20 protein-coding genes are annotated in these 17136 nt (G+C 67.5%); 10 read left to right on the top strand and 10 right to left on the bottom strand.

Annotation, left to right across the window (positions count from 1 at the left end):
- Nucleotide 1: 1 nt before the first annotated feature.
- Nucleotides 2–541, bottom strand: coding sequence for a TetR/AcrR family transcriptional regulator (locus tag BN3385_RS02525; protein WP_156432514.1), 540 nt, complete (start codon nt 539–541; stop codon nt 2–4).
- A gap of 92 nt (nt 542–633) precedes the next feature.
- On the opposite strand from BN3385_RS02525, the gene BN3385_RS02520 reads away from it, so the two are divergent.
- Entirely contained in the window at nt 634–1578 is a 945-nt protein-coding gene (locus tag BN3385_RS02520; RefSeq protein ID WP_059014744.1) for a lytic transglycosylase domain-containing protein, read from the top strand.
- Nucleotides 1579–1582: 4 nt separating this feature from the next.
- Here BN3385_RS02520 and BN3385_RS02515 read toward each other — a convergent pair whose 3' ends face one another.
- A complete protein-coding gene (locus tag BN3385_RS02515; RefSeq protein ID WP_286141605.1) occupies nt 1583–1927 on the bottom strand; it encodes a S26 family signal peptidase in 345 nt (114 codons plus the stop codon).
- A gap of 22 nt (nt 1928–1949) precedes the next feature.
- On the opposite strand from BN3385_RS02515, the gene sodN reads away from it, so the two are divergent.
- Entirely contained in the window at nt 1950–2375 is a 426-nt protein-coding gene (gene sodN / locus BN3385_RS02510; protein ID WP_059014742.1) for a superoxide dismutase, Ni, read from the top strand.
- 228 nt (nt 2376–2603) lie between these two features.
- Entirely contained in the window at nt 2604–4220 is a 1617-nt protein-coding gene (locus BN3385_RS02505; protein WP_197415106.1) for a DUF1254 domain-containing protein, read from the top strand.
- A 7-nt stretch (nt 4221–4227) separates the two neighbouring features.
- On the opposite strand, the gene BN3385_RS02500 is transcribed toward BN3385_RS02505, so the two are convergent.
- Both BN3385_RS02500 and BN3385_RS02495 read right to left on the bottom strand, forming a co-directional pair.
- Nucleotides 4228–4944: an NUDIX hydrolase gene (locus BN3385_RS02500; RefSeq protein ID WP_059014739.1), complete on the bottom strand. Its 717-nt coding sequence runs from the start codon at nt 4942–4944 to the stop codon at nt 4228–4230.
- 59 nt (nt 4945–5003) lie between these two features.
- Nucleotides 5004–5270: a hypothetical protein gene (locus BN3385_RS02495; protein WP_197415105.1), complete on the bottom strand. Its 267-nt coding sequence runs from the start codon at nt 5268–5270 to the stop codon at nt 5004–5006.
- Between the two features lie 138 nt (nt 5271–5408).
- Between BN3385_RS02495 and BN3385_RS02490 the strand changes: the two genes are divergently transcribed.
- Together BN3385_RS02490 and BN3385_RS02485 are read left to right on the top strand one after the other, a co-directional pair.
- A complete protein-coding gene (locus BN3385_RS02490; protein ID WP_059014737.1) occupies nt 5409–5612 on the top strand; it encodes a hypothetical protein in 204 nt (67 codons plus the stop codon).
- Complete coding sequence (locus tag BN3385_RS02485) at nt 5609–5986, top strand: type II toxin-antitoxin system death-on-curing family toxin (RefSeq protein ID WP_059014735.1); 378 nt, start codon at nt 5609–5611, stop codon at nt 5984–5986. Before BN3385_RS02490 ends, BN3385_RS02485 begins: the two co-directional genes overlap by 4 nt.
- Here the strand turns inward: BN3385_RS02485 and BN3385_RS02480 are convergent.
- Genes BN3385_RS02480 through BN3385_RS02470 form a run of 3 tightly spaced genes read right to left on the bottom strand, consistent with a single transcriptional unit; the run spans nt 5983 to nt 8263 of the window.
- Nucleotides 5983–6798, bottom strand: coding sequence for an SDR family NAD(P)-dependent oxidoreductase (locus BN3385_RS02480; RefSeq protein ID WP_059014734.1), 816 nt, complete (start codon nt 6796–6798; stop codon nt 5983–5985). The genes BN3385_RS02485 and BN3385_RS02480 overlap by 4 nt on opposite strands.
- A 2-nt stretch (nt 6799–6800) precedes the next feature.
- On the bottom strand, nt 6801–7214 hold the full coding sequence (locus BN3385_RS02475) for a nuclear transport factor 2 family protein (protein WP_059014732.1): 414 nt from the start codon (nt 7212–7214) through the stop codon (nt 6801–6803).
- The gene (locus tag BN3385_RS02470) at nt 7211–8263 is read right to left on the bottom strand and encodes a zinc-binding dehydrogenase (RefSeq protein ID WP_231748618.1); all 1053 of its coding nucleotides are present in this window, start codon (nt 8261–8263) and stop codon (nt 7211–7213) included. The genes BN3385_RS02475 and BN3385_RS02470 overlap by 4 nt, the downstream gene beginning before the upstream one ends.
- A gap of 120 nt (nt 8264–8383) precedes the next feature.
- Between BN3385_RS02470 and BN3385_RS02465 the strand changes: the two genes are divergently transcribed.
- Entirely contained in the window at nt 8384–9214 is an 831-nt protein-coding gene (locus BN3385_RS02465; protein ID WP_059016295.1) for a helix-turn-helix domain-containing protein, read from the top strand.
- On the opposite strand, the gene BN3385_RS02460 is transcribed toward BN3385_RS02465, so the two are convergent.
- The 3 genes from BN3385_RS02460 to BN3385_RS02450 form a co-directional block, all read right to left on the bottom strand.
- The gene (locus BN3385_RS02460; protein ID WP_059014730.1) at nt 9211–10005 is read right to left on the bottom strand and encodes a cutinase family protein; all 795 of its coding nucleotides are present in this window, start codon (nt 10003–10005) and stop codon (nt 9211–9213) included. The two genes, BN3385_RS02465 and BN3385_RS02460, sit on opposite strands and share 4 nt — an antisense overlap.
- A 54-nt stretch (nt 10006–10059) precedes the next feature.
- Nucleotides 10060–11520, bottom strand: coding sequence for an FAD-dependent monooxygenase (locus tag BN3385_RS02455; protein ID WP_059014727.1), 1461 nt, complete (start codon nt 11518–11520; stop codon nt 10060–10062).
- 105 nt (nt 11521–11625) lie between these two features.
- The gene (locus BN3385_RS02450; protein ID WP_059016294.1) at nt 11626–12201 is read right to left on the bottom strand and encodes a TetR/AcrR family transcriptional regulator; all 576 of its coding nucleotides are present in this window, start codon (nt 12199–12201) and stop codon (nt 11626–11628) included.
- A gap of 251 nt (nt 12202–12452) precedes the next feature.
- Here BN3385_RS02450 and BN3385_RS02445 point away from each other — a divergent pair, with 251 nt between their 5' ends.
- From BN3385_RS02445 to BN3385_RS02430, 4 genes are read left to right on the top strand one after another with little or no spacing between them, the layout of a single operon-like run.
- Complete coding sequence (locus BN3385_RS02445; RefSeq protein ID WP_059014725.1) at nt 12453–13319, top strand: amidohydrolase family protein; 867 nt, start codon at nt 12453–12455, stop codon at nt 13317–13319.
- A gap of 5 nt (nt 13320–13324) precedes the next feature.
- Nucleotides 13325–15547: an acyl-CoA dehydrogenase family protein gene (locus BN3385_RS02440; RefSeq protein ID WP_059014723.1), complete on the top strand. Its 2223-nt coding sequence runs from the start codon at nt 13325–13327 to the stop codon at nt 15545–15547.
- A gap of 30 nt (nt 15548–15577) precedes the next feature.
- The gene (locus BN3385_RS02435) at nt 15578–16771 is read left to right on the top strand and encodes an amidohydrolase family protein (RefSeq protein ID WP_059014720.1); all 1194 of its coding nucleotides are present in this window, start codon (nt 15578–15580) and stop codon (nt 16769–16771) included.
- The gene (locus BN3385_RS02430) at nt 16768–17052 is read left to right on the top strand and encodes a hypothetical protein (protein ID WP_059014719.1); all 285 of its coding nucleotides are present in this window, start codon (nt 16768–16770) and stop codon (nt 17050–17052) included. The genes BN3385_RS02435 and BN3385_RS02430 overlap by 4 nt, the downstream gene beginning before the upstream one ends.
- Nucleotides 17053–17136 lie beyond the last annotated feature (84 nt).

The following is a 17136-nucleotide window of genomic DNA, read 5'->3' as shown; positions in this document are numbered from 1 at the left end:
CCTACGCCAGCAACAGGTCGACGAACCCGCCGAGCCGCTCGTCGACGTACTCCAGCGGCTCCGCGCCACCGGCCGCGGTGATGATGGCCCCGAGCAGCGTCCAGTGCAGCACCTCGACCAGGTCGGGCCAGGCGCCGTACCCCAGCGCCACCTCGATGCGTCGGGACAGCTCGGCCTCGATCTCCCGGCGCACCCGGGTCACGCCGGGGGCCGATGACATCACCGCGTTGGCGCAGGCCGAACCCAGCAGCGGTTGATCCACCATGAGCGTCAGCAGCACATGCAGTTCACCGATGACACGCTCCCGCGGTGACTTCAGCCGCCCGGAACCCAGCGGCGCATCGGCGAGAGCGGCCAGCGAGATCTCGGCGAGCAATGCCTCCACAGACGGGAATCGGTCAGCCAGCTGCTCGTGGGGGACGGCGGCGCGCAGCGCGATCAGGCGCAGCGTCAGCCCGGCCGACGGCAGCTCGGTCAGCAGGGCGTCAACCGATTCGGCGAGCCGACGCGGGTCGGCCCCGCCTCTGATCCATCCGGTCACCTCGTCACCGTGCACGGATCAACACGTTACCAACGGTCCGGGTCACGACATTCCGGTGCGGCGGCCCGGCCGGATAGGCAACACTCGACGCGATGTCTTCTCTTCGGGTGGTCGCGGTGGCTGCGGCAATGCTGGGTCTGGGCCTGGCCGGATGCGGCCACCAGCCGGCGTCACCCGTCGCCTCACACTCTGCCGCGCCTGCGCTGACCACCCCGGCGGCCACCGCGCTGGCGTCGACGACGGCGGTGCCGGCCATCCTGGTGGGCGCCCAGCCACAACTGGCGTCGGATCCCGCCCAGATCGGTGCCGACCTGGTGTCCGACGAGCTGGCCCTGCGTGACCCGGCCACCCCGCAGGACGCGCTGGCCGCCGCCGCGCACCGCGAACAGGTGGCGTACCGGGCGATCGGCAGGAACCCGGAGTGGGACCCGATCATCCGGCCCCAGATTCCGCCCGAACTGCTCGGTTTCTACGACCGCAATATCGAGGCCCGCCGTCAACTCGCGGCGATGGCCATCCCGAAGGACACCCTGCCCGCGTGGCGCATCCAGCCGCCGCCCCCGCCCGAGGAACTGATGGGCTACTACCGGGAGGCCGAAGCCGCCACCGGCGTCGGCTGGAACTATCTGGCGGCCATCAACTTCATCGAAACCCGCTTCGGCAGCATCGACGGCGTCAGCACCGCGGGCGCGCAGGGCCCCATGCAGTTCCTGCCGTCGACATTCGCCGGCTACGGCGACGGCGGCGACATCCGCGCGCCCCGGGACAGCATCATGGCCGCCGGGCGCTACCTGGCCGCCAACGGTTTCGCCACCAACCCCGACGGCGCGATCTTCCGCTACAACCACGCCGACCAGTACGTGGCCGCGGTCAACCAGTACGCCGCCGCGATGGCCGAGGATCCCGCAGCGTTCGGGATCTACCACCGCTGGAATGTCTACTACGTCTCGACGGCCGGAGATGTGTTGCTGCCCATCGGTTTTGATCAGTCCGAACGGATTCCGGTCCAGGACTATCTGGCCAGCCACCCGCAGTAGCGGCTCAGCGGCCCCGGCCTCGGCCTCGGACCTGCCACACCACCCGATAGGAACCCGCCGCCGGAACCGGGCCGAACTGGCGGGAATCGACGACGCCGGGCGCGTGCGGATTGTCCGAGGCCGCCTCGAAGCGCTCTCCTTGCACTGCGGCGACGCGTTTGACCAGCCATCGGGACGGCTTGGTGGGGTCTGGGAACACCCGGACCTGGCCCACCCGGACCCGGCCGCCGCGGATCGCCAACAGCCCGTCGCCGGGGTTGAGGGTGGGCCGCATCGAGTCCTCGACCACGACAAACCGGCGCACCGGAGGGCGCACACGGTGATGTCCCAGCCCATGGTTGTGGCGCACCCTCAAAGGGTAAGTTAGGCACATGCTGCAACGACTTTTCGCCAACGCCACCGAAGCCCATGCCCACTGCGATCTGTACTGCGGCGTCTATGACCCCGCCCAGGCCAAGATCGAAGCGCTCTCCTGCCTGAAGACGCTCCAGAAGTACCACGACTCCGACGACGACCACTTCAAGACCCGCGCCATCATCATCAAGGAGCAGCGCGCCGAAGAGGTCAAGCATCACCTGATGGTCCTGTGGGCCGACTTCTTCACCAAGGAGCACTTCGAGCAGTTCCCCAACCTGCACCAGCTGTTCTGGGACGGCGTCCACGGTGCCGGCGACGTCAAGAAGTCGCTGGACGTGGCCGTCGCCGAGAAGCTGCTGAAGACCATCGACGAGATCGCCGACATCTTCTGGCAGACCGAGAAGGCCAAGGGGATGGGCGTCTACCCGCCGGCCAAGTAACGGCAACCATTCGTCAGCCGAGGCCAGGCCCCACACCCGGGGCCTGGCCTCAGTCATGTCACCCGCGCCGATATTGACGCGCGGTACAGTTCGTTCGGGGTGCGGACCGGAGGGGTCGAATGGCTGACAGACGCGCGGGACGACGGCGCTGGGCACAGGCCGGCGTAGTCGCGGCGGGGATGGGCTTGGCAGTCCTCGGCGGCGCAGCGGTAGCCCATGCCGCACCCGGTGAGCGCGGGACGACGGCGCTGGGCACAGGCCGGCGTAGTCGCGGCGGGGATGGGCTTGGCAGTCCTCGGCGGCGCAGCGGTAGCCCATGCCGCACCCGGTGACGACACCGGCCAGCACGCAACGACATCTGCCTCGCACGGCAGCAGCGCCCGGTCGGCAGCCAAACCGGCCCGGTCCTCCGCGCCGTCGTCGGCGGCTCGCCGGGTGGCGTCGCCGGCTGCAGCCAGCCCCACCCGCACGTCGGCGCAGAGCGCCCGGGCACTCCGTAGCACGGGGGTGCCAGCCCGCGTCGTACCGACCACTACCGCTCAGGCAGCACAGCAGCCGGCTTCGGTCACCGGCGGCTTCGTCGGCCCGGTGCGGGCCGCGATCATCGCCGCACAGGCCTACATCTACGGCTACCCGCTCATGGAATACGAGCGGGTGCGCCAGACCACCGAGAGCCTCAACACGATCTACTCGCTGACCAGCTTCGCCAATCCCGACGTCGACCCGATCTGGAAGGCGATCGGCGGCGGGAAGCGACCCAACACCGACACCTTCTACTCGCTGGCCGAACTCGACCTGTCAGGCGGCCCGGTGGTGCTGTCGATCCCCGACATGGGCGATCGCTACTTCAGTTTCCAGCTCACCGACCCGTACACCAACGTGGTGGGCTATATCGGTTCACGCACAACGGGTTCGGGGCCCGGCACGTACGCACTGGTGTGGTCTGGCGGACCGCAGGGCGATATCCCTGCCGGAGCCCAGGTGGTCGAGGTGCCCTACAGCAGCATCCTGATGCTCGGCCGTACGCTGGCCGGCGACGCGGCCGACCAGCAGCAGGCGATCGCGCTCATCAACCAGTACTCGCTGACCCCCACCGGCGGCACCGCACCGACCGGGCCGCAGCCGAAGCCGGGCCTGGACTACCTCGACGCAATCAGCGCCGCGATGGCAGCCAATCCGCCGCCCGCGCGCGACGACCCCACCCTGGCCACGCTGGCCCGGATCGGCGTCGGCCCAGGGCTGACGGTCGCCGGATCAGGTCTGGGTCCGCTGTCGCGGCTGGCTGCCGACCTGGCCGTCAAGGCCACCGCCGCACTGCTACCCACGCTGGCGAATCTGACCCAGCTGGTGTCGGCGGTACAGCACAAGGGCTGGGCGATCCCCGACTCGTCAATCGGCAACTTCGGCACCAACTACGTGCTGCGGGCCGGGGTGGCCCAGGTCGGGTTGATCGCCAACACCCCGGACGAGGCGATGTACTCCTCGGCGCTGCTGGACTCTCATCTGTTGCCGCTCAACGGCTGCAGCTCCTATGTGCTGCACTTCGCCCCCGGGCAGGCGCCCCCGTCGGATGCATTCTGGTCGGTGACGGTTTACGACGGTGACGGCAACCTGGTGCAGAATCCGGAGAACCGCTACAGCGTCAGCAGCAGCCGGCCCGACGAACTCGTCACCCGTCCCGACGGCTCCATCGACATCATCTTCTCCACCACCGATCCCGGTGATGCGGGGGCGAACTGGCTTCCCATTCCGGCCGGATCGTTCGGGGTGTATCTGCGCAACTACGTGCCTCAGCAGTCGGCGCTGGACGGCAGCTGGACGCCGCCGGGTATCCAACGGCTCTGACGCGCAACTACTTCCAGGCGAAGAGCGGCTGTTCGAGTTCGTCGACCGGATCGTGGCGGCCCTCCAGGCACAGCCACCGCAGCTGCAGCAGCACCGCACCGGTGGGGGCGTGGATGAGATCGTTGCCCAGCGGAATCTGAACCACCGGCCGCGGGCTCTCAGCGATGCTGATGAACCGCGGCGAATCCTCGCGCTGGAGCTGATGCAGTCCGACCCGGTACACGGCGACGACCTCATCGGGTGCAGGTTTGGGGTCCAGCCGACCGCCACCCCAGATCACCACCGGGGTGATGACATAGCCGGACCGGGTGGGGTAGTCGTCGAGCAATCCCAGCACCGCGGAATCCGGCAGCGCCACTCCGACCTCTTCGTCGAGTTCCCGCAGCGCGGCCTGCACCGCGGTTTCCCCATCGTCGAGGCGGCCACCGGGCAGTGCCCACTGCGCGGCATGGGCGCGCAACCGGGATGCTCTGCGGCACAGGAAGAAAGCCGCGCCGCCGGATACGTCGATCATCCGGCCGTCCAGTCCGTCCTCCATCGGGCGCCCGTCAATCCAGTCATCGACGTCAGCCGGGTCGACCCGGTCCTCGCCGGTTTCGGAGTCGACCAGGACGACCGCGACGGCGGCGTGCCGCTTGGTGGGGTCGGTCACGGTGCGTCGCTGATGGCCGGACAGGTGACCACGGATCTGCTCACGCAGCACCTCGTCGTAGATGATCGCCACGCTACGACGATAAGCGGGGCCGTTCCCTGGGAACGACCCCGCCTACCTCAGCCGTGAGATCAGAACGTGGGAACGAATACTCCGTTGATCCACACGCCCCAGTGGTTCCAGCCTTCGTCCCACACCTGCTTGTTGCCGGCGGCCCAGGCCGGCGGGACCGGCTGCGGGGGCGCCCATGCCGGCGGGGTGCCGACGTCAGGCCCGGCCGGCGGCGCGGGCGGGGGCATCGGTCCTTCCGCGTTTGCCGTGGCAAGTCCGGCTCCCATGGCACCTGCGGTCAGTGCGCCTGCGACCGCGGCGCCGGCCAGGATTTCCTTCAACCTCATCGGGATGAAACTCCAATCTGGGTCGGTCCAACGTGCCTTCGCAGCAGGGATAGCCAGATCCGGGAACGCTAAACCCCCTGGTGTGAGCTGCCGAGACAACACCGAGGAATCTGGTATCACGGTGATACCATCGGTGCCATGGCCATGACGCTGCGCTTGACCGAAGACCAGGACCGCGCCCTGACGTTGCTGGCCGAAGCTGACGGCATCAGCAAGCAGGAGGCCGCCTGCCGGGCGATTGTGGACGCTGCGGCTCGTCGTACTCACGACGCGCAGGTGCGTCAATTGTCCGCCGAAGGGCGCACCCGGTACGCGGACCTGCTCGACCGTTTGTCGCGGTGAGTCCCGCTTACCTCTCCCTCGAGGATTTGCTCACGCTCGCAGACGATCTCGGGTGCCTCGATGTCCGGGATATCGGACTTCTGGACTCGGCTGCCCATCGTCCCGCATCGTCAGCCTTCGGCGCCGATGCTTACACCACGCTTCACGAGAAGGCCGCTGTTCTTGTGGAGTCGATCGTCCGACACCAGCCCTTGGTGGACGGCAATAAGCGACTTGGCTGGCTCGCAGCCCTCGTGTTCTACGGAATCAACGGATACACCCTCGACGCACCCGACGACGCGGCCTACGACCTGATTATCGAACTGGCCTCGGGCACGGCCGACTACCACCAGGCCGCAACAGCATTGGAGCTCTGGACCGCCAGCGCGAATTAATCGGCCCCCATGGTGTTCTCGATGGCCTGGGCCATCAGGCGGACCGCGTCGTTGCGGTCCATCGCCGCCAGCATCTGCCCGATACCGCGCATCTGCTCGCCGACGAGCACCGTCGGCCCATTCGTCAGGTTGCTGAACGCGGCGTCGATCACGTCGGCGACGGGAGCGGCGTCCGATGGCGCGTCGTCGAGGGAGGCGAGATTGCCCCGCGCGTGTTCGAGCGCCCGCAGCGCCGGGGTATCGGTCTTGCCCAGGATCAGGCCGATGACGTCGACGCCCTCGCCGTGCAGCTCACTCCACAGCGCCTCGGCGAACACCATGTCGAACGCCTTGGACGCCCCGTACGCGACCATGTTGGGTCCGCCGACGAAGCCCGCACCGGAGCCGAAGATCACGATGCCGCCGCGGCCCCGGTCGACCATCGCCGGCGCGAAATGGTGGCACAGCTGCATGAGCACCACGCAGTTGCGCTGGACCATGGCCTCGGCGGCCGCCAGCGAGTTGGTCAGGAAGTGGCGGAAGTCGGGATCCGCGCCCGCGCAGTACACCAGGAATCCGATCGCCAGGTCTGCGGTGGCCCCAGCGATGACCGCCGCAGCATCCGGCTGTCCGAGATCGATTGCCAGAGTGCGGGTCTGGACGCCGTGGCGGTCCCTGATCCCCTGGGCCACCTCATCGAGGACCGCTTGACGGCGGGCCAGCAGCACAACGTTCACGCCGCGGGCGGCCAGCGCGTCGGAGAACGCCGCACCAACCCCGTCAGAGGCGCCGGCCACCAACGCCCACGGACCGTACTTGTCGGCAAAGTCCACGCTCACCCCTGACCGCCGAAACTGATGCGCACCGAGGTGAAGGTGCGCCGGGCGATCCGCCAGCCGTCATCAGTCCGGACGATCTCGTCGTCGTAGAAACCGGAGGCGTTGACACCGGATGCGTTGTCGGCAGCCATCACCCAGACGTCGACGTAGGAGCGTGCGGTGGCCCGGTCACCGTCGACGTCGATGACCTGGTTGGTGATCCGGTGCAGCAGATGCCCGGCACCGGCGTGCGCCACGTCCATGAATTCGGTGACCGCGTCGACACCATCCCACACCCCGATCTCACCGTAATCGCAGTGACAGTCCTGGGTGAACACAGTGCGGAACAGTGCCCAGTCGCGCCGGTCGATACCGGTGGCATAGCGGATCAGAAGATCCGAAATATCCTGCCGGTCTTGATATCCGCTCATTCCGATTCTCCGTTCGGGTGGACGATGATGCGCGGTGGCCCTTCGGAGCGACGGGCCAGATCGATCGCGTCGGGCACCTCCTCAAGGGTGATGACGCGACCCACGCTGGGCAGCGGGTCCAAGCGCCCGGCGGCGATGGCGTCGAGGGTGCCGTACCAGTCCTGCGGCATCGGTCCCCCACCGAATTGAATGGTGACCCCCTGGCGGGTCGCGGTCGTGATGTCCAGGCTGTCACCGGTGTACCACCCACCGGCGCAATAGATTCGGGTGCCCATCTCGGAACCCTCGACGATTTTCTGGATCAGGCCGGGGGCACCGACGCACTCGAAGACCACCGCCGGACCCCAGAGGTTGCGTTCGGTGCGCAAGGTACGCCAGATGTCGAACGGCGACTGCTCGGCGGGGTCGACTGTGATGTGTGCACCAAAACCATTGCGGGCCAGATCACGCCGCTCGGCGTTGTAATCGGAGACGATGATGGGCTCGATGCCGCGCGCTGCGAGTGCGGCTACCGCGGAGAGCCCGATGGCGCCGGCTCCGATGACAATCGGCACCTCCCCCGGCCGCAGACCGGCGGCGCGAACATAGAACTCCCCGACAGCGAAGGCGTCAACGAGTGCGGCGGCATCATCGGACACCTGCTCGTCGACCGCCCGGGCGATCACTTCGGCGACCACGACCTTCTCCGCGAAGCTGCCCTGGGCTTCGGGATGCTGGCCGATGATGCGCGAGCCGTCGGCGCCACCGTTGACGAGACGGATCGGGATGGAGGTGACGCGGGTCCCGATCGGATATTGGTCGCCGCATCCCGGCCCGTGACCGATCACCTCTCCGACGAATTCGTGGCCCAGGACGACGTCGAGCGACGGATCGTAGAGCGATCGGCCGGTCGGGTCGTCGTTGCTGACCTCGGGATGGTCCATGAAATGGACGTCGGAGGCGCAGATCGCGGTGCTCAGCGTCCGCAGCAGGAGTTCACCCGGACCCGGCTCGGGATCGGCGGTTTCGCGTACCTCCAGCCGACCGTCCCGCAACACCACCGCGCGCATGCCACACTCCCTTGCATTCTCGAATAATCGAGATAGTCTTTCGATAGTTCAAGATGACAGTAGGAAGTGCGACGGGTGGAGTCAAGGATGCGGGGAGCCACCTCGGCCCCGACGGCACGCGTGCTGGATGTGGTCGAACTGCTCGCGCGTCCCGGCAACGAAACCCTGCGGTTCTCCGACATCGTTCGTGAACTGGCCCTCACCCAGGCCACCGCCCACGCGATCCTCAAGACGCTGACCGACCGCGGCTGGATCACCCGCGACCCGCTCACCAAGACGTTCGCCCTCGGCCCCGCCCTGGCCGTGGTGGCAGCGCGCACCGACGCCGTGCGCCCGCTGGCCCACGCCGCGCACGCGGCAGCCATCGAGGTGGGCGCCGACCTCGGCTACGCGGCATCGGTTGTCGAGCGGGTCGACGACGCGCTCATCATCACCGCGTTCGAAGCCGGCGCCGCGGGCTCACACACCACTCGCCCCGGAGAACGCATCGCCTACGCGCCACCCTTCGGGGTGGCCTTCGCCGCGTGGGACAGCCCGGCGGGACAGCGCGCATGGATCGAGCGCAGCGGGTCCACGAACCCCGAACTCGTCGAACGTCTGCAGCGGGTGCTGATCCGGACCCGCGAACGTGGATTCGACGTGGACTGGACCACGCCCGCGCTGGGGCAGATGACCCAGTTGGTCGGCGCGCTGCGCGACGATGTGCCGACTCATGTTCGCACGATGATGGAACAGCTGCTCGTCGAGTTCGCCACGATCGGCCTTGCGCCCGAGGAGGATTCACCTCGACCGCAACCCATTGCCTCGATCTCGGTGCCGGTGTTCGACCATCGGGATCGGGTGCCGCTGATCCTGTCCGTGCACCCATTCAGCGCAGTGCCGATGCAGCGGGTCACCGCGATCGGCCATCGGCTGATAGCGGCTGCCGACGCGATCCGCCCGAACGGCTAGGTCAACGGAGCGATCTGGACGGGAGCAGCACTGGCCACGAGGTTGTACAGCGCGCCGTTCCACGCGGAAGGCGAGTATCCGGTGTGGATGGCGATCGCGGCATCGGACACCTTCGCGGTGTCGTCGTAATCGCAGACCGGGTCGCCGACGTCGCAGATGCTGACGGTGCGGGCACCGACGGCCGGCGGCAGCATCGCCGTGTTGGCTGAGGCCAGCAGCGAGTGCTCCTGGGCGACACCCTTGCCACGGCTGGGTGCGATCGCCGTCGAGCCGAGATTGACGGTGGTATCCACCGGCAGCCGGTCGCCGTCGGCGATCAGCAGGGCAGCGGCCAGTTGCGGGTTGTCGGCCAGGGCGTACAGATTGCGGTGCACCACCATCGCGCCCTGCGAGTACCCGGCGAGGACGACCTTGGTGTCCGGGCAGCGTTCGGTGAATGCGGTGAACTGCTTGGCGACGGCATCGGTGCCGTCCCCGACACTGCCGAGGAAGTCCAGCCAGCCGCCCAGGCCGCCCTTGAGCGGGACGGGAGCCGCCGGGTACTGCACAGCCTCGGCATCGATGGTGCGGCCGCTGGCGAGCAGTTCGCTGCGCAGCTGCTGGTAGGACTGGTAGACCACGTCGCCCATGCCGGCGTTGGTCATCAACGCGACGCCGTCGCGCTGCCCCGAGCCGGCGGCCCCGATCCAGTGGTAGTCGGCACATGACGATGCGGCGGCTGCGGTACCGGTGGCCAGGCCGGACAGCCCGAACACCGCCACCAGCACGGCCCATCCCAAACGGCGAAACACGGCGACATCCCTTCCCTACGGTCAGGAGGTTGATCGCGATGGGATCGACGACCGTTACCCGACACCGCACCAGGTGGCCAAGCTCTCACCCAGCGCGGTGTCGGTCTCCGCACCCACCCAGGCCACGTGCCCGTCCGGCCGCACCAGGACAGCCTCAGCCGCCGGGACCGCGCCGATACCCGGAAGTTCCCACGCCCCAACGTATTCGGCGTCGAGGATGTGTAGCCGATGAGCGTCGGCGATAGCGGCGAACCGCCCGGCCGGGCCCAGGTTCAGCAACACCGAACGCGCGGTATGCAGCAGAGCGAACATCCGGACCGGACCGGCCGCTGTCTGCAGGTCCAGGTCCGGCATCCGACGTCCCAGCAGCGGATGGCCTTCACCCAGGTCATAGCGGATATCCAGGCCCGACATCCTGGCCGCGAGCCGGGTTCGGGGCTCGGTCATCGCAAGCAGGTCGGTCATCGTTTCGCGCAAGGCCTGGCTGCGGTCGTCCGGGCGCAGCAGCAGTCTTTGCGCCAAGGTGTTGCGCAGGACGGCTGCACCCACCGGGTGACGCTCGTCGTGATAGGTGTCCAGGAGGCGATCCGGTGACACGCCCCGGACCACCTGGCCCAGTTTCCAGCCCAGGTTCACCGCGTCCTGCACGCCGGTGTTGAGGCCTTGCCCACCGACGGGGTGATGCACGTGCGCCGCGTCGCCGGCCAGCAGGATGCGGCCCGCCCGGTAGGCGGTGGCCTGCCGGGCCATATCGGTGAACCGGGACACCGAGGTGGGGCTGTGCACCCCGAAGTCGCTGCCGTACACACTGACCAGCCCGGCCCGGAGATCGTCGAGAGTGGCCACGCCGCTGCCGAGTTCCCGTTCGGTGACCATGACCCGCACCGGCCCGTCGTCCAACCTGCTCAGACCGTGGATACCGATGGCGTCATGGCGGATCCCCCACGGCGGCTCCTGCCCCACCTCGACCTCGGCGATCAGATAGCTCGTGGTCGCATCCCACCCGTCGAACGCGATGCCTGCCGACCTACGCACCACGCTGCGCCCGCCGTCACACCCGACCGCGTACCGGCCGCCGATCGCGTCACCACCCGCCAGCACCACCTGGACCCGGTTCTCGTCCTGAGCGACACCGATCACGTCGCACCCGCGGTGGACAGGCACGCCCAGTTCATCCACCCACTGCGCCAAAATGCGCTCGATATGGCTCTGCCACAACGCCAATCCATACGGGTGCCGGGTGGGGAAGTCACTGATATCCAGCCGGATCTGCCCGAAGCCGGCCACCTGCGCGGTGTACCCCGCCGCCAGGAACCGCTCCGCAACACCGCGCTGATCGAGAATCTCGATGGTCCGGGAATGCAGGCCACCGGCCCGCGAGCCCACCACCTCCTGGCCGCCCCGGCGCTCGATGACCGCGGCGTCAACACCGGCCAACGACAGCTCGGCCGCCAGCATCAGCCCGGTTGGCCCGGCGCCGACCACGACCACCTCATGCTCACACAATTGACGCATGCGTCTCCCCCATCGCTGAATTGCCCAATAGGACAGCGATTTTGCGCCCGAGTGGGGGTCTTGCCGCAAGCCCCCCACTGCGCTATACCTTGAAAGGGGCGGGGGTTACCTGCGTGGGGCGTGCTTCTCGTCCAGCAGCGTCCGGGCCACCCATTCGACGTGGGCCAACGAGTCCTCCAATGTCAACCGCCCGGCGAGCAGGCCGCCCAGCGCGCCGCTGAGCGCGGTGTTCAGACCGAAGCTCACGTTCGAAATGGCCTCCGGTGCAAGGCCTTCGAGCAAGCGATTGAACAGCTCGACGTTGTTGAGCTGCATCTGGTCGATGGTGGGCTGCACCTCGGGGTCGGTCGACGTCATCATCTGCAGCATCAGCGCGGTCATCTGGGGATTGCGGGCGAACGCCCGCTGGGCGCGCTGCAGGTAGTCCAGCACCCCCGGTAGCGGATCGGTCCCGGAGGATCCGCCGGACTGCACCCGGCGGGTCAGCCGCTTCTGCCAGTCCTCCAGAGCGGCCGCCAACAGATTCTCCTTGGAGCTGAAGTAGCGGTACACCGTCGCGAGAGCCACCCCGGAACGCTGGGCGACATCGCGCATCTGCACCGCGTCGGCGCCGACTTCCCCGATCAGCCCGATCACCTCTTCGATGACCTTGGCCCGCCGCACCAACTGGTCGCTGGTCATGTCCGTCAGGGCCACCACGTCGGCCTGACCGCGGACGGCGCGGGCCCGCCCGCGCGGGGCTTCCTCGGCGGACGGGACGGCACTGACTGGCGTGTTGACGGCACGACCTCCTCAAGAACCATCTTCTCCGCGGGTGTCGCCGATCTTACGGCAATCTGTCCAGTCGTCCCGGTTTTGCCTGCTGAACGTCTTGCTATTCGCCGGCTGTGGTAGAACCATGTTTCAGTAGACCAACCCTGATCGGAGCGCGCATGGCCGGACCTGTCGGTCTCCCGGTAATCGACACGATGATCGGATTCCCCCACGAGGGCTTCGATCAGTACGACTTCATCCGCCGGCAGACCAAGGACCGCGAGTCCAAGGAGAACTTCGAATTCCCGGTCGAGTACATGTTCAAAGACGTGCCCAAGGACCTGCCGACCGACGACCCGGTATCGCTGCTCCTCGAGCAGATGGATCACTTCGGTATCGAGAAGGCGGTGGTCGGCGTCAGTGACCCGTCGGCGGACAAGGCACTCAAGCTCTTCCCGGACCGTTTCGTCCCGTCCGGGGCAGTGTCAGATCCCAACGACGTCATGGGGTCGGTGGCCGCGATCCGCCGGGAGTACGAGCAGTACGGAATCCGGGCCACGTCGGTGTTCCCGTCCGGCACCTTCCCGCAGGTCCCCATCGATGATCCGAAGATGTACCCGATCTACGCCACCTGCGTGGAACTGGGCATCCCGATCTTCGTGTGTGCCGGTGTGCCCGGACCGCGGATTCCGTTCAAACCGCAGGAGGTCTCGCGCATCGACATCGTGATGTTCGACTTCCCGGACCTGGTGTTCGTCACCCGGCACGGCTGCGAGCCGTGGGAGGACCTCGCCGTCAAACTCATGCTGAAGTGGCCGAACCTGTACTACTCCACCTCGGCGTTCGCCCCGAAGTACTACCCCAAGGCGATCATCGACTACGCGAACTCCCGCGGAGCCGACAAGGTGCTCTACGCCGGCTACTTCCCGATGGGGTTGTCGCTGGAGCGGATCTTCCGTGACCTGCCGAACGTCCCGTTCAAAGACGAGGTCTGGCCGAAGTTCCTGTACGGCAACGCTGCCCGCATCCTCGGCTTGGAGAACTGACCCCAATGGCTTTGGCAATCACCACCGAACAGGAGCAGCTGGCCGACGCGGTCACCCAGTTCGCCGCCCGGCACGCTCCCGTCGACAAGACCCGCGCCGCCTTCGATTCGATCGCGGCCGGTGAACTTCCGCCATGGTGGGAGGAGTTCGCCGCCAACGGTTTCCACGCGGTACACCTCGCCGAGGAAGCCGGTGGGCAGGGCGGAACGCTGGCCGACATGGCCTGCGTCATCGAGGCCGCTGCCGCAGCGCTGCTGCCGGGACCGTTGCTGAGTACCGCGACCGCCAGTGCGGTGGCGAGCCTGGCCGGCGCGGAGGCCGACGCCCTGCTTGCCGACCTCGCGGGCGGGGCCACCGCCGCGGTGGTGCTGCCCGAACATTCGTCGGTGCACGCGATCCGCGACGGAGACAGTTGGCGTCTGAACGGCTCCACGGACACGATTCTCGGAATCTGTTCCGCTCAGTGCATTCTGGTCGCTGCCCACTCCGGCGAAGGTGCCGACCGGTGGTTCGTCCTGGACACCGGGTCAGCCACCGGAATCAGCGTCGAAGCACAGCGCGGCACGGACCTGACCACCGACGTGGGCGTTCTGCATCTGACCGACCACCGCGTCACCGAGGCAGCGGTACTGCCGGATATTCCGACCGAGCGAGCCCGGTGCGTCGTGGTGGCCCTGGCCGCCAGCGCGGCCGCCGGAACCGTGCGGCGCAGCGTCGAGATGGCGGTGGAGTTCATCCGCACTCGTGAACAATTCGGCAAGCCCGTCGGGTCCTTCCAGGCTCTGCAGCACAAAGCCGCTGTACTGCTGGTCAATTCGGAGATGGCCTCGGCTGCGGCGTGGGATGCGGTGCGCGCCGTCGACGAGTCGCTGGAGCAGCATCGGCTGGCCGCCGCGTCGGCGGCGGTGATGGCCCTGGCCACCGGTCCGGATCTGACCCTCGATGCGCTGCTGATGTTCGGGGCGATCGGCTATACCTGGGAGCACGACGTCCACCTGTACTGGCGACGCGCCACCAGCCTGGCAGCCTCACTGGGTCCCACCACGCAGTGGGAGCGTGAAGCCGGCGAGCTGGCCCGAACGGTCAAGCGCTCCACTGCGATTCACCTCGGAGATGTGGAGTCGGAGTTTCGCGCCCGCGTCGCCGCCGTGCTCGACGAGGCGGCCACCCTGCGCAACGAGACCCCGACCGACGACCGCCGGGCACCCGGACTGGCCTACGGCTCGCAGCGCAATCTGCTGGTCGAAGCAGGCCTGGTGGCTGCGCACCTGCCACCGCCCTGGGGTGTCGCGGCCTCGCCGGTGCAGCAGGTGATCCTCACCGAGGAGTTCGACAAGCGGCCCGACATCGTGCGACCGTCGCTCAACATCGCCGAGTGGATCCTGCCGACCATCCTGGAGCGGGGCACCGACCAGCAGCGTGAGCGGTTCGCTTGGCCGATGCTGCGCGGAACCGAGCGCTGGTGCCAGCTGTTCAGTGAGCCCGGCGCCGGGTCGGATCTGGCGGCACTGAGCACCCGAGCCCAGAAGGTCGACGGCGGCTGGCTGATCAACGGCCACAAGATCTGGACGTCCTCGGCGCATGTCGCGCAGTACGGCGCCCTGCTGGCGCGTACCGATCCCGACGCCCCCAAACACCGTGGCATCAGCTACTTCCTGATCGATATGGCCTCTCCTGGCCTGCAGGTCTCACCGATCCAGCAGGCCAGCGGCCACGCAGATTTCAACGAGTGCTTCTTCAGCGACGTGTTCGTGCCCGACGACATGCTGGTCGGCGAGCCCGGCGAGGGCTGGGATCTGGCGATGGGGACGGTGGCCGTCGAGCGGACGGCGATCGGCAACTACGTCAACATCGACCGTTCGGCTGCGCTGCGGCACCTTGCCGCGACCGCGGGCCCCGACCACGACGCGACGGTGCGTGCACTGGGCCAGATCGAGGCCCACACCACGGCGATCAAGGCCATGGTGCTGCGCGAGACGTTGCGACTGGTCGAAGGCCAGAATGCCGGGCCGGCGTCCAGCATCGCCAAGTACGCCATGGTGTTGCTGCTGCGTCGGGCCTCCACCGCGATCCTCGGCCTGACCGGACGCTTGGCGATGCTCGAAAGGTCCGACCCACCGGTCGTCGAGCCGTACTTCGACATGCCCTCGGAGTTGATCGGCGGCGGCACCGCCGAGATCCAGCTGACCATCATCTCCTCGATGATTCTCGGGCTGCCCCGCAAGTAGACCGTCAGTCGCACGAAAGGAGCCCTCGCGATGACGACTCACGTTCCCTTCCAGTTCTTCGACTGTGACAACCACTATTACGAAGCCGAAGACGCCTTCACCCGCTACATCGAGCCGCAATTCAAGAAGCGGGCCATCCAGTGGGCGCAGCTCGAGGGCAGGCAGCGGCTGATCGTCGGGGGCCGGGTCAATCGCTTCATCCCGAACCCGACCTTCGATCCGGTCGGCAAGCCCGGTGCCCTCGACGAGTACTTCCGCGGCCGCAACCCGCGCGGTGCGGACCTGAATTCGCTGTTCGGCGAACTGGAACCGATCCGGCCCGAGTACCGGGACCGCGACGCCCGGCTCAAGGCGATGGACGAGCAGGGGATGCAGGGCTGCATCATGCTGCCCACCCTGGGCGTGGGCATGGAGCAGGCGCTGCTGCCGGACCTCGACGCCACGGTGGCCACGTTCAAGGCGTTCAACCGTTGGCTCGACGACGACTGGGGCTTGGCCTACCAGGAGCGGATCTTCACCGCGCCCTACATCACGATGTGCAAGCCCGACAACGCCGTTCGTGAGCTCGAGTGGGCGCTGGAGCGTGACGCGCGGTTCATCGTGATGATCCCGGGACCCATCACCACCGAGGTCGGCATGCGGCCGCCGGGCGATCCGATGTTCGACGAATTCTGGCAGCTGGCCAACGATTCGGGCATCACGGTGTGCTACCACTCCGGTGAGACGTACTACTCGAAGTTCATGCCGGCCTGGGGTGAACCGGACTACATGATGTCGTTCCAGGCTCTGCTCGGCTTCCGAACCCTGTTCTCCGGCGACGCCATTCAGGACACCTTCGCCAACCACCTGCACAACGGTCTGTTCCTGCGATTCCCCAATCTGCGGATGGCCTGCATCGAAAGCGGATCGGCGTGGGTGTTCCACCTGTTCGAGAAGCTGACCAAGTCCTACGGCCAGATCCCCTTCATCTACAAGGAGGATCCGCGCGAGACCTTCAAGCGCCACGTCTGGGTGTCACCGTTCTACGAGGACGAACTGGCCAGCCTGCTCAAGCTCATCGGTGTCGAGCACATCCTGATGGGGTCGGACTACCCGCACGTCGAAGGCCTGGCCGAACCCGCCTCCTACATCAAGGACCTGGAGAACTTCGACTACACGCCCGAGGAGTGCCGGAAGGTCATGCGCGACAACGGACTCGAGCTGTCCGTGCGCCGACCGGTGTGAAGGTCGAGAAAGCCGGCCTGGTAGCGATGCTGCTGGAGGCCGGTGAGGAGAACGCTGCGGTACTGCTGGCCCGCTCCACACTGCCCGACGAACTCGACACCAGCCGCGATCTCGACGCCCTACTGGCGTTCGGTCTGGAACGCGACCAACTCGACGCGGTGACCCGGCTGGCCGTCGGCACCATCGAGGCTGACGATGTCAACACCCGGCGGCGCCGCGACGAGTTGCAGAAGACGATCTCGCGGCGCTGGGCCGAGCTGGTGGATCGCTGGCAGTCCTAACGTGTCCCGATTCAACCAATCCCCCAGCGAGACTGTAGTTATCGCGCGAAAGTACGAGTAGTCAGCACGATAACTCCAGTCTCG

This window comes from Mycobacterium sp. M26, from assembly GCF_001494595.1.
Classification (GTDB): Bacteria; Actinomycetota; Actinomycetes; order Mycobacteriales; family Mycobacteriaceae; genus Mycobacterium.
The sequence above is the reverse complement of the archived record's forward strand: the minus strand, read 5'-3'. Positions and strand labels throughout refer to the sequence as shown.